The organism is Nocardioides cavernaquae (genome assembly GCF_003600895.1).
Taxonomy (GTDB): domain Bacteria; phylum Actinomycetota; class Actinomycetes; order Propionibacteriales; family Nocardioidaceae; genus Nocardioides; species Nocardioides cavernaquae.
The window spans coordinates 1,009,411-1,021,605 of the sequence record NZ_QYRP01000002.1 but is presented as its reverse complement, the minus strand read 5'-3'; the positions used below and the strand labels follow the sequence as shown (position 1 = coordinate 1,021,605).

The 12,195-nt window shown below is 70.4% G+C and carries 8 protein-coding genes; 4 read left to right on the top strand and 4 right to left on the bottom strand.

Translation table 11 applies throughout. The annotated features are described in order from the left end of the window. Positions 1-79 precede the first annotated feature (79 nt). Together D4739_RS05030 and D4739_RS05025 are read right to left on the bottom strand one after the other, a co-directional pair. Positions 80-2,104, bottom strand: coding sequence for an NADPH-dependent 2,4-dienoyl-CoA reductase (locus tag D4739_RS05030; RefSeq protein WP_120059544.1), 2,025 nt, complete (start codon positions 2,102-2,104; stop codon positions 80-82). Next, complete coding sequence (locus tag D4739_RS05025; RefSeq protein ID WP_120059543.1) at positions 2,104-2,676, bottom strand: PadR family transcriptional regulator; 573 nt, start codon at positions 2,674-2,676, stop codon at positions 2,104-2,106. The genes D4739_RS05030 and D4739_RS05025 overlap by 1 nt, the downstream gene beginning before the upstream one ends. Positions 2,677-2,771: 95 nt before the next feature. Here D4739_RS05025 and D4739_RS05020 point away from each other — a divergent pair, with 95 nt between their 5' ends. Then, positions 2,772-3,923 (top strand): CaiB/BaiF CoA transferase family protein, encoded by a 1,152-nt coding sequence (locus D4739_RS05020; RefSeq protein WP_120059542.1) that lies wholly within the window; start codon positions 2,772-2,774, stop codon positions 3,921-3,923. Between the two features lie 36 nt (positions 3,924-3,959). On the opposite strand, the gene D4739_RS17305 is transcribed toward D4739_RS05020, so the two are convergent. Next, positions 3,960-5,042, bottom strand: coding sequence for a lysozyme family protein (locus D4739_RS17305; RefSeq protein ID WP_274380466.1), 1,083 nt, complete (start codon positions 5,040-5,042; stop codon positions 3,960-3,962). Positions 5,043-5,159: 117 nt separating this feature from the next. Beyond that, on the bottom strand, positions 5,160-6,347 hold the full coding sequence (locus D4739_RS05010) for a PucR family transcriptional regulator (protein WP_120059541.1): 1,188 nt from the start codon (positions 6,345-6,347) through the stop codon (positions 5,160-5,162). Positions 6,348-6,444: 97 nt separating this feature from the next. On the opposite strand from D4739_RS05010, the gene D4739_RS05005 reads away from it, so the two are divergent. From D4739_RS05005 to D4739_RS04995, 3 genes are read left to right on the top strand one after another with little or no spacing between them, the layout of a single operon-like run. After that, on the top strand, positions 6,445-7,581 hold the full coding sequence (locus D4739_RS05005; protein ID WP_220699234.1) for a ferredoxin reductase: 1,137 nt from the start codon (positions 6,445-6,447) through the stop codon (positions 7,579-7,581). 24 nt (positions 7,582-7,605) lie between these two features. Then, the gene (locus D4739_RS05000; protein WP_120059540.1) at positions 7,606-8,820 is read left to right on the top strand and encodes a fatty acid desaturase family protein; all 1,215 of its coding nucleotides are present in this window, start codon (positions 7,606-7,608) and stop codon (positions 8,818-8,820) included. 48 nt (positions 8,821-8,868) lie between these two features. Continuing rightward, positions 8,869-12,189 (top strand): transglutaminase family protein, encoded by a 3,321-nt coding sequence (locus tag D4739_RS04995; RefSeq protein WP_120059539.1) that lies wholly within the window; start codon positions 8,869-8,871, stop codon positions 12,187-12,189. Positions 12,190-12,195 lie beyond the last annotated feature (6 nt).

Sequence of the window (12,195 nt, the reverse complement as noted above, 5' to 3'; positions counted from 1 at the left end):
AGGGCCCGCGACACACCGCCGAAGCGAGTGTCGCGGGCCCAAGCTGTCGCTCGTCGTCGCGCGCAGACCTGCCGGAGGCTCAGAGGGCCGCGGCGGTCTCCGTGCCCTGCTTGATCGCACGCTTCGCGTCGAGCTCGGCGGCGACGTCAGCGCCACCGATCAGGTGCAGGCCTTCGGCCTTGTCGGCAGCCACGAGGTCGTCGTACAGACCCCGCACGGACTCCTGGCCGGCGCAGATGACGACGTGGTCGACATCGAGCACCTGCTTCGTGACCTCGCCATCCTTGGACGTGATGGTGATGTGCAGGCCGGCGTCGTCGATCAGGTCGTACGACGCACCGGTGATCTGGTGGACGCCGTCCTGCTTGAGGTGCGCCATGTGCGCCCAGCCGGACGTCTTGCCCAGGCCCTTGCCGATGCGGGAGGTCTTGCGCTGCAGCAGCCACACCTCACGGGCGGGGTTGCGCGGCTTCTTCTCGGTCAGGCCGCCTTCGTCGATGGCCGGGTCGCCGACGCCCCAGTGCGCCTTCCACTCGTCGAGGGTCTCCTCCTCGTGCGTCAGGAACACCGAGATGTCGACGCCGATGCCGCCGGCACCGATCACGGCGACCTTCTTGCCCGGGACGACCTTGCCGTCGAGGACGTCTGCGTAGGACACAGCCTTGGGGTGGTCGATGCCCGGGATGGAGGGCATGCGCGGCTCGACGCCGGTGGCGATGATGACCTCGTCGAAGCCGGCCAGCGCGGCCGGGTCAGCGACCGTGTTGAGGCGGACGTCGACGCCGAGCACCTCGAGCCGACGCCCGAAGTAGCGCACGGAGTCCTTGAAGTCCTCCTTGCCGGGCACCTGCATGGCGAGGCGGAACTGGCCGCCGATCTCGGAGCTCTTCTCGAAGAGGGCGACGTCGAGGCCGCGCTCGGCCGCGGAGACCGCGGCAGAGAGTCCGGCGGGGCCGGCGCCGACGACGGCGACCTTCTTCTTCGAGCGGGTCGGGGTCAGGATCAGCTCAGTCTCGCGACCCGCACGCGGGTTGACCAGGCAGGAGACCTTCTGGTTCTTGAACGCGTGGTCGAGGCAGGCCTGGTTGCAGGCGATGCAGATGTTGATCTCGTCGGCCCGGCCCGTTGCGGCCTTGTTGACGAACTCGGAGTCGGCGAGGAACGGGCGGGCCATCGAGACCGCGTCGGCGTGGCCGTTGACGAGGATCTGCTCGGCCAACTCCGGGGTGTTGATCCGGTTGGAGGCGATGACCGGGACGCTCACGTGCGGCTTGAGCGCCGAGGTGCTGTCGATCCAGGCACCGCGCGGGACCTGCGTGATGATCGTGGGGACCCGGGCCTCGTGCCAGCCGATGCCGGTGTTGAAGATGTCGACGCCGGCGGCCTCGAGCTCCTTGGCCAGGGCCACGGTGTCGTCCCAGGTCTGGCCGCCCTCGACCAGCTCGAGCAGCGAGATCCGGTACTGCAGGATGAAGTCGGGGCCGACCAGCTTGCGCGTGGCCTTCACGATCTCGAGGGGGAGGCGGCGACGGTTCTCCGGTGAGCCGCCCCAGCGATCGGTGCGCTTGTTGGTGCGCTCGGCGAGGAACTGGTTGATCAGGTAGCCCTCGGAGCCCATGATCTCCACGCCGTCGTAGCCGGCCTTCTGGGCCAGCCAGGCGGAGCGGGCGAAGGCCTTGATGGTCTTCTGGATCCGCTTGTCCGACATCGCCTTCGGCTTGAAGGGGTTGATCGGAGCCTTGATCGCCGAGGCGGAGATGCTGAACGGCTGGTAGGAGTAGCGGCCCGTGTGCAGGATCTGCATCACGATCTTGGCGCCGTGCTCGTGGACGGCGGCCGTGATCTCGCGGTGGTGCATGGCGTCCTTGCGGGTGCGCATGCCGCCCGCGAACGGCTTGACCCAGCCCTGCCACTCGGGTGCGTAGCCGCCGGTGACGATGAGGCCGACGCCGCCCGCTGCACGCTCGGCGAAGAACGCCGCCTGCTTCGGGATGTCAGCGACCTTGTCCTCGAGACCGTTGTGCATCGAGCCCATGACGACGCGGTTGCGCAGCTCGGTCGTGCCGACCTTCAGCGGGGACAGGAGGTGGGGGTACTCAGTCATCATGCGTCCTTCTGGGGGAGGGGCGAGCTCGACGAGGCCATCTCGTGAGCGGTGACGTATTCGGTGAGCCAGCCGATCCAGCCTTCCTCGAACCGGATCCCGCCCCGGAGGACGAGATAGCGGTCGAGGTCGGCGCCGCGGAGCAGCTCGGGCTCGGGGAACTGCTGCTTGCACATCTGCCGGTAGAGGTCCAGGCGGGCGTGGTGGTCGGCGAGCTGCCCGCGTACGACGTCGAGGACGGCATCCCGGTCGCCGGCGAATGACGCGCCACGGAGCTTCACGCCCAGGTCGCTGCGGAGCGGAGTCGCCGGCGTGGGTTCGACCAGCCACGCGGCGAGGACCTCGGCGCCACGGTCGGCGACGTCGTACACCTTGGTGTCGGGCTTGCCCTGCTGGGGCACGACGACCGAGGCGATCCAACCGTCGGCCTCCATGCGGGCCAGCGTCCGGTAGATCTGCTGGTGTGTGGCCGACCAGAAGTAGCCGAACGACTTGTCGAACCTGCGGGTGAGCTCGCTGCCGCTCGCTGCGCGTTCGCGCAGGGAGACGAGGATCGCGTGCTCGAGGGCCATGGGACGAGTGTGCGGCACCTATGCAACAAGTTGCAAGCCTTCGGGATGTGATGTCCCAGTTACGGGGACACCGTGTCCCCGGTACTGTCTCCGTCATGGAACTTGGTCAGGGCACGGGCCCGCTGCGTGGAGTCAAGATCGTCGAGCTCGCCGGCATCGGTCCGGGTCCGCATGCGTGCATGACGCTGGCGGACCTCGGTGCGGATGTCATCCGCATCGACCGCCCGGGCGGCCAGATGCTGTCGTTCGGCGAGAAGGATTTCATGGGTCGTGGCCGCCCGACGATCGCGCTCAACCTCAAGGACCCGGCCGCGGTCGAGACGGTGCTGAAGCTCGTCGAGAGCGCCGACGTCCTGATCGAAGGGAACCGCCCGGGTGTGACCGAGCGCCTCGGGCTCGGCCCTGAGGACTGCTTCGCCCGCAACCCGAAGCTGGTCTACGGACGGATGACCGGGTGGGGCCAGGACGGGCCGCTCGCGCAGGCCGCCGGGCACGACATGAACTACATCTCCATCGCCGGTGCCCTCTTCGCCATGGGCCAGGACAAGACGCGGCCGCAGTTCCCTGCCAACCTGCTGGGCGACTTCGGTGGCGGCTCGATGTACCTCGTTGTCGGCGTGCTCGCCGCACTGCTCGAGGCGCGCATCTCCGGCCAGGGACAGGTCGTCGACGCTGCGATCGTGGACGGCACGGCTCACCTCAACGCGATGGGTGCCCTGATGGTCGGCATCGGCCTGGCCCAGCCGGACCAGCGCGCCAGTGGCATGCTCGACGGTGCCGCCGCCTTCTACGACGTCTACGAGACCTCGGACGGCCGGCACATGAGCGTCGGTGCGATCGAGCCGCAGTTCTTCGCGGCGTTCGTCGACCTGCTGGGCATCGCGGAGTCCGCGCCGCAGCAGTTCGAGTTCGACCGGGTCGAGGAGCTGCGCGACCTGATCGCCCGCACCTTCAGGACGAGGACGATGGCCGAGTGGACCGCGGTCTTCGAGGGCACCGACGCCTGCGTCGCGCCGATCCTGACCATCCCCGAGGCGGCTGAGCACCCGCACATGAAGGCCCGCGGCGTGTACGCCGACCGCGACGGCATGCTGCAGCCGGCTCCCGCCCCCCGCTTCTCGCGGACGGCCCCGAGCATCGGCATGCCCGCGGCCGCGGCGGGCAGCCACACCCGCGACGCGCTCGCGGCCTGGGGCATCGACGACGTCGACGCCCTGATCGAGTCGGGCGCAGCCGCCCAGCCCTGAGCTTCCTGCCTGACCGGCTGGAGCCCTGAGGCCCGGTCACTCGGCGGGCGCGTCCACGCTCTCGGTCGGCGCGGGTGCAGATTCGCGCGTGGCGTCGGGCGCCGGCTCGGATGACTCCGTCGCGGTGGGCTCCGGCACGGGATCCGGCGTGGGCTCCGGCGTGGGCTCCGGCGTCGGGGTCGGCTCAACCGGAGTCGGAGTGGGCGTCGGGGTCGGAGTGGGCGTCGGCGAGGTCGGCGTGGCGGGTCCCGAGGTCGGCCCGGAGGTCGACGGGGTGTGCCCCGGCTGGGAGGCAGGCGCGGGCTTCGTCGGCTCGGTCTCCTTGGCGTCCTTGGTCGGCTCGTCGCTCGGCTCCACCTCGGGCGGCGTGACGATCGTTCCGATCGCGTAGACGGTCACGGGGGTGACGGGGAGCGGTGCCGCGTACGCCGAGCGGAAGGCCTCGACCGCCCGGAGGTAGCGCGCACGGATGTTGAGCCGGCTCAGTGCCTCGTCCTGCCCCGCGGGCGTGGCGAGGTCGAGGTCGCCGTCGCACAGGGCGATGGCCAGTCCCAGGGCCGCGTCATCGAGGTCGTCGGGGCTCCGCTGCCCGTCGCCGTCGCCGTCGACCGCAACCTGGCGCCACACGCCGGGGAGGATCTGCAGCGGGCCGAGCGGGTGGTCGGCGGCGTCGTCGTGGTCGAAGACCCCGCCATCGGTGTCTGCCACCGGGGTGGCCGGTGCCTGGCGCGAGGTCGTCGGCACGGGAGATCCGATCAGGGTGGGGAACATCCGGGCCCTCGGGCCGAGGCGCCACGCGTCGTACCTGCCGTGGTCGGACTCGACCCGACCGACGGCGGCAAGCAGCTCGGCGGAGAGGTGGCAGTCGGCGTCGGCGGGCGCCATGACAGCGGCCGCGCGCTGGTACGCCGCGAGGGCGCGCTCCGGCACGTCCAGCAGGTTCTCGTCGCCTGCTGACCGGGGACCGGCCCCGCGTGGGATCTGGCGGGAGACGGGCGGCGCACTGGTGGAGGTGCTGTCCACCGGGTCGGGGTCGCTCGGCGTTGCCGCCGCGACCGATCCGCTTGCCACGATCCCGAGCATCGCGACCGGTACTGCTGCCAGGCGCGTCCGATTCATGGTTTCGATGCTCGCGGCTTCGGGGCCGCGCGGGGAGCGGAATCGGGGCGGGTCTGGGGACCCCAGCCCACACGGGGCGTGCCGGGTACTGGGGTGGACCCCAGTTCTGCTGCTCGATCAGGACAGGGCGATGGTCGCGTCGCGCACGAACGAGGGATCCTCGAGGCGGTCGCCGAAGATCTCGCGCAGCTGCCCCATGCGGTAGCGGACGGTCTGCGGGTGCACGAACAGCGCCTCGGCGATGTCGTCGCGACGCCCCTGGTGCAGCAGCCAGGCGCGCAGGGTCTCGGTCAGCTTCTCCGCGGCAGCGGGACGGGCGTCGGCGAGGGGTGCGAGCACCTGGGCGCGCAGGTCCTCGTGGGCCGACGGGTCCGCGCGGACCACCAGCTCGGCCAGTCGGGTCTCGGTGTCCACCAGTGCCTGCGACTCGGCGGCCAGGCCGAGCTCAAGTGCACGAAGGGCGCGGTGGAACGACCGGGAAGCCGCCGTCCAGGGAACGGTCGGCCCGACCACTCCGGGCACCTCGCCGAGGGACCGCAGGACGGCAGCGCGTGATCGTCCAGGCACGAGCAGGACGGCGTGGTCGGGCCACCCGTCGAGCGCCTCGACGTCGCCGGCCAGCTCGAGCGTGCGCGGGTCGAGAAGCGGGCGCGTCGCCCGGGCCGCCGACTGGGGGAGGAGGACTGCGGTCAGGGACGCAGGTGCGTTCCACTCGGCCTGCTCGGCGAGCTGCTCCAGCCGCTCCTTCTCGCGTCCGGCGAGCAGGGCGACGGCCAGCTCGGACAGGTGTCGCTCGCGCAGCCGGCCGGTCCGGGCGAGCTCGTCGGCGTGCCCCGCGACGCTCACCGCAGAGATCTGGTCGAGGTAGTCGAAGACCAGCTCGGCGAACCGCACCAGGCCCTCCGCGGGCAGTCCGTGCGACACGGCGGTGCGGCTCATCTCGCGCCAGGCGGTCGCCGTCCCGATCCGGTACGCCGCGGTGAGGGCATCCATCGTCCGGCCCGACCTCGCCTCGCCCCGGCCCAGCGCGTACGCCGCGTCGAAGACCTGCTGGGGCCGCTCGCGAGTGCCGCTCGTGCCGCTCGCGGCCGAGTTGACCGCCATGTCGAGGAAGCCGGAGAGGGCGAGGGTGACTGCTCCCTCGATGGTGCGGCCCATCCGTCCCTGGAAGGGCACCGAGTAGCTCGGGACCTCGGCGATCACCGCAGCCACGACCTTCTCGCCTACTCGGGGGAGACGCCCGCGCAGTGCGGTGACCTGCTCAGGGGTCAGGCTGAGCGGTTCGGCGAGCGGGCCCTCGGTCACGGCGACTCCTTGATTTGTTCATTATGAACAATAAAGCCGTCCAGATTCACCGGCTCAGGTCAGGAGTTTAACCCGCTTGGTCCCCAGACTTAAGGGCATGAGCTCGATGTTCCTCACCTCAGACGCCGCCCCGGCCACGGCCGAGCGCCGCCCGCGCCTGGCGCACCGCCTCACCCGTGCCTTCGAGGCAGCCACCACGCCGCTGCTGCCCGCCGACTACCTCGACCTCTTCGCTCCGCTCCGCTCCGGTGCCGACCTCCGCGGTCGCATCGTCGCCGTCGAGCCGGAGACCCGCGACGCGGCCACCATCGTGATCAAGCCCGGTGCCGACTGGGCGGGCCACATCCCCGGTCAGTACGTCCGCATCGGCATCGACGTCGACGGCGTCCGCCACTGGCGCGCCTACTCCCTGACGCACGGCCCGCGCCGCGACGGCCTGATCTCGGTCACCGTCAAGGCGGTGCCGGACGGCAAGGTCAGCAACTTCCTGGTGCACCGCACCGAGCCGGGCACGCTGGTCCACCTCGAGCAGGCGGCCGGCGAGTTCGTCCTTGACCTGACCACCACCGGCAAGCTGCTCTTCGTGACCGCCGGCTCCGGTGTCACGCCGGTGGTCGGCATGCTGCGCAACCTCTTCCCTTCCACCGACGAGGGTGTCCTGAAGCCCGAGCGCAGCGAAGGCCTCGACATCACCGTCGTCCACGTCGCGCCGAGCGAGCCGGACTCGATCTTCCTGGCGGACCTTCGCGCGTTGGATGCAGCGGACGCGATCAACCTCATCGCCCGCTACGACGACGAGCACGGCGTGCTCGACGTCGACTCCCTCGGCTCGCTCGTGCCCGACCTGGCCGAGCGCTCGACGTACGCCTGTGGTCCGGGTGGCCTGCTGTCCGCCCTCGAGGCGCACCACGAGGCCAAGGGCCTGCCGCTCCAGACCGAGCAGTTCCGCGTCACGACCATCAACGCCGGCGACGGCGGCACGCTCCACGTGAGCGGTGTCGAAGTCGAGGCCGCTGGCTCCACCACGCTCCTCGACGCCGCCGAAGAGGCCGGCGTCCTCATGCCCAGCGGCTGCCGGATGGGCATCTGCATGGGCTGCGTCCTTCCGCTCAAGGAGGGCGCCGTGCGCGACCTCCGCACCGGAGACGTCATCACCGCCGACGCCATGACCGGCCCGGTCAAGATCCAGACCTGCATCAGCGCCGCCGCCGGCGCCTGCCACCTCGACCACTGATCCTCGATCACCCAGGAGATCACGATGACTGCCCTTCAGAAGCTCGCCGACAACCCGATCGCCCACCTCAGCTCCGAGCAGATCGAGGAGATGGGTCGTGAGCTCGAGGCGATCCGCCAGTCCGTCCTCGACACCCGCGGCGCCTCCGACGCGGCGTACATCCGCAAGCTGATCAAGACCCAGCGGTACCTGGAGCTCGGCTCGCGTGCCGCCCTGCTCGGCAGCCTGTTTCCGCCGCTGTTCGTCGCGGGCACCGTCGGACTGACCGTCGCCAAGATCCTCGAGAACATGGAGATCGGGCACAACGTCATGCACGGCCAGTGGGACTGGATGCGCGACCCGAAGATCCACTCCTCGACGTGGGAGTGGGACAACGCCACCCCGTCGTCGGCGTGGAAGCACAGCCACAACGAGCTGCACCACAACTTCACGAACGTGCTCGGCAAGGACAACGACCTCGGCTACTCGATCATGCGGGTCGACGAGGACCAGCGCTGGCACCCGTTCTTCCTCGCGCAGCCGTTCTGGAACGTCATCAACGCGCTGATCTTCGAGTACGGCATCGCGGCCTACGACCTCGAGCTGGGCAAGAACCTCAAGGTCCCCAAGGACGAGCGCAGCGCCGAGTTCAAGGCTGGCGCCAAGGCCACGCTCCAGAAGATCCGCAAGCAGATGACCAAGGACTACGTCGTCCACCCGCTCATCGCGCTGCCGTTCGGTGCGGCCCTCCCGACCCTCGCGGCCAACGTGATCGCCAACGTCAGCCGCAACATCTGGAGCCACTCGATCATCATGTGTGGCCACTTCCCCGAGGGCGTGAGCGTCTTCGAGAAGGCGTCCATCGAGGGCGAGACCAAGGCCGAGTGGTACCTCCGCCAGATGCTCGGCTCCGCCAACATCTCCGGTGGCAAGTTCCTGCACCTGATGTCGGGCAACCTGAGCCACCAGATCGAGCACCACATCTACCCGGACCTGCCCTCGAGCCGCTACGCCGAGGTCGCTCCCCAGGTGCGTGCCGTCTTCGAGAAGTACGACCTGCCCTACGTCACCGGCTCGTTCCCGCGCCAGCTCGGCAGCGCGTGGCACAAGGTCATCCGGCTCTCGCTGCCCAACGGCTGGCTCGCCTCGACCACGCCGAAGAACGCTCCCAAGCGGGTCGCGCAGCTCTACAAGATGTCGACCGGTGGCCGGAAGGTCCGCAAGGCGATCCAGGCCGAGCTCGACCAGGCCGCCGCCTGACGGACTCGCGAAACGCGCGCGCAACGTGTTCGCCGTACGGTGTCACGCGTGACGATCCGAGTGGCGCTTGAGCACCGAACGACCTACACCTTCGACGAGCCGGTGCAGGTCTTCCCGCACACCGTGCGGCTGCGACCTGCGCCGCACGCGCGAACGCCGATCGAGTCGTACTCACTGACGATCACCCCGCGCAACCACTTCATCAACTGGCAGCAGGACGCTTTCGGCAACTTCCTGGCGCGCCTGGTCTTCCCGGACCCGGTCAAGGAGCTCGACATCCGGGTCGACCTCGTCGCGGACCTGACGGTGCACAACCCCTTCGACTTCTTCGTCGAGGAGTACGCCGAGACGTTCGGCTTCAGCTACCCGCCGGAGCTGCTCGCCGACCTGGAGCCCTACCTGCGCCCGGTCGACGAGATCTTCGACGGCGTCGGTCCCGGCCCGATCGTGCAGGAGTGGCTGGAGAAGCAGGGCCTGGCCCAGCGCCAGGGCACCCGCATCGTCGACTTCCTGGTGCAGGTCAACCAGGCGGTGCAGGGCGACGTTGCCTACTCCGTGCGCATGGAGCCGGGTGTCCAGTCACCCGACCACACGCTGTCGATGGCGCTGGGTTCCTGCCGTGACTCCGCCTGGCTGCTGGTGAGTGTCCTTCGTCAGCTCGGCCTCGCGGCCCGCTTCGTCTCGGGCTACCTGGTCCAGCTGACCTCCGACGAGAAGTCGATCGACGGCCCGTCCGGCCCGACCGAGGACTTCACCGACCTGCACGCCTGGACCGAGGTCTACATCCCGGGTGCCGGCTGGATCGGGCTCGACCCGACCAGCGGCCTGTTCGCGGGCGAGGGCCACATCCCGCTCTCCGCGACGCCGCACCCGTCGGGCTCCGCCCCGATCACGGGCGCGACCGCGCCGACGAACGTCAGCTTCGCGTTCCACAACACCGTCACCCGGATCCACGAGGACCCGCGCGTCACGCTGCCCTACGACGAGGACCAGTGGGCGGCCGTCGAGCAGCTCGGCCTGTACGTCGACGGGCTCCTCGAGACCGGCGACGTGCGGCTGACCATGGGTGGCGAGCCCACCTACGTCTCGGTCGCCGACCAGGCCAGCCCGCAGTGGAACACCGCCGCCGACGGCCCCGAGAAGCGCGACCTGGCGCGCCAGCTCACCCAGCGCCTCAAGGAGCGCTGGGCGCCGCTCGGTGTCGTCCACCACGGGCAGGGCAAGTGGTACCCGGGTGAGCCGCTGCCGCGCTGGCAGGCACAGATCACCTGGCGCGCCGACGGCCAGCCGATCTGGTCCGATCCCGCGCTGCTCGACCACCCCTGGGGCGAGAAGACCCACCCGACCAGGGGCCAGGTCCGCGACATCTCCCTCGCGCTGGCCGCTCGCCTCGGCGTGCCCGCCGATCACGTCCGCGCGGCGTACGACGATCCCTACGGGGCGCGCTGGAACGACGCGAGGCAGCCGTTCGGTGACCCCGAGGACCCCGATGCTCCGCCGGTCGACTCCATCGACGAGAAGGCGCTCGCCACGGAGAAGGCCTGGGTCGTCCCCGTCTTCGAGAACCCGGACGGCGAGGGCTGGGGCACCGCCGCCTGGAAGCTGCGCCGTGGTCGGCTCTACCTGACGATGGGCGACTCGCCCGCGGGCCTCCGCCTCCCGCTCGACTCGCTCGCCTGGAACCCGCCGCCGGACCTCCCGGAGGTCTCGCCGTTCGCTGACCGTCCGCCCCTCACGGCGTACGACGCGGCCACCGGCGCGGCGCAGCCCGCCGAGGTGCACCCGATCGCGGACGCGCCGCGCCACGCGGTCGTGGTCGAGCTGCGCGACGGACACCTGTTCGCGTTCCTGCCGCCCCTGACCGACCTCGACCGTGCGCTCCAGCTGGTCGCGGCGATCGAGGCGAGCGCCGCCCAGGTCGGCATGCCGGTGGTGATCGAGGGCTACCCGCTCCCCGGCGACCCCCGCACGATCTCGATGAGCGTGACACCTGACCCCGGAGTCATCGAGGTCAACATCCAGCCGACGTCGACCTGGCCCGAGCTGCGCGAGCTCACGGAGTCGCTCAACCAGGACGCGAAGCTGACCCGCCTGGCGACCGAGAAGTTCGACGTCGACGGCACCCACACGGGCACCGGAGGCGGCAACCACTTCACGCTCGGCGGCCCGACCGCGGCCGACAGCCCGCTGCTGCGCCGCCCCGACCTGCTGCGCAGCCTGCTCACCTACTGGCAGCACCACCCGGCCCTCTCCTACGTCTTCGCCGGCCGGTTCATCGGTCCGACGAGCCAGGCGCCCCGTGTCGACGAGGGCCGCAACGAGACCCTCTACGAGCTGGAGATCGCGTTCGCCGAGCTCGACCGGGCACAGCGCGAAGCCCCCGATGGTGTCGCGCCGGCGTGGATCGTCGACCGCCTGCTTCGCCACCTGCTGACCGACCTGACCGGCAACACGCACCGGTCGGAGTTCTGCATCGACAAGCTCTACAGCCCCGACGGCAGCCGCGGACGACTCGGCCTGCTCGAGCTCCGCGGCTTCGAGATGCCACCGCATCCGCGGATGGCGCTGGTCCAGGCGTTGCTGGTCCGGGCGCTGGTCGCCCGGTTCTGGAACGAGCCCTACAAGGCACCGCTGGTCCGCTGGGGGACGCGCCTTCACGACCGCTTCCTGCTGCCGGAGTTCGCCACCGCTGACCTGCACGAGGTCGTGGACGAGCTCAACACCTGGCTCGCCGCTCACGACCCCGACTCTCCGAAGTTCGACAAGAGCTGGTTCGACGCGTTCCTCGAGTTCCGCTTCCCGCGGCTCGGTGAGGTCGATGTCGCCGGCGTCCACCTGGAGGCCCGTCAGGCCATCGAGCCGTGGCACGTCCTCGGCGAGGAGATGGCTCTCGGCGGCACCGCCCGCTATGTCGACTCGAGCGTCGAGCGCCTCCAGGTCAGCGCGAGCGGCCTGGTCGAGGGACGCCACGTGCTGACCTGCAACGGCGTCCCGATGCCGCTGACGGCCACCGGCACTCCGGGCGAGTTCGTGGCCGGTGTCCGCTACCGCGCCTGGGCGCCGTACTCCGCGCTGCACCCGACCATCGGTGTGCACGGTCCGATCGTGGTCGACCTGGTCGACACGTGGAACAAGCGCAGCCTCGGCGGCTTCACCTACCACGTCGTCCACCCCGGTGGCCGGGCCTACGAGGACCACCCGGTCAACGCCATGTCGGCGGAGGCGCGGCGGGCCAGCCGCTTCCACGCAGGTGGTCACACCGCCGGTCCGATGGACGTCGACACGGTGCTCGCCGTCGACGGCTCGAGCGGAGTGGAGTACCCCACCACGCTGGACCTTCGGCGTTTCAGCCCCGGTCATTCGTCGTAGGGTGCC

Bases quoted from the DNA above. Each gene is read 5' to 3' on its own strand.
- D4739_RS05030 (WP_120059544.1), bottom strand. From the start codon at position 2,104: ATGACTGAGTACCCCCACCTCCTGTCCCCGCTGAAGGTCGGCACGACC.
- D4739_RS05025 (WP_120059543.1), bottom strand. From the start codon at position 2,676: ATGGCCCTCGAGCACGCGATCCTCGTCTCCCTGCGCGAACGCGCAGCG.
- D4739_RS05020 (WP_120059542.1), top strand. From the start codon at position 2,772: ATGGAACTTGGTCAGGGCACGGGCCCGCTGCGTGGAGTCAAGATCGTC.
- D4739_RS17305 (WP_274380466.1), bottom strand. From the start codon at position 5,042: ATGAATCGGACGCGCCTGGCAGCAGTACCGGTCGCGATGCTCGGGATC.
- D4739_RS05005 (WP_220699234.1), top strand. From the start codon at position 6,445: ATGAGCTCGATGTTCCTCACCTCAGACGCCGCCCCGGCCACGGCCGAG.
- D4739_RS05000 (WP_120059540.1), top strand. From the start codon at position 7,606: ATGACTGCCCTTCAGAAGCTCGCCGACAACCCGATCGCCCACCTCAGC.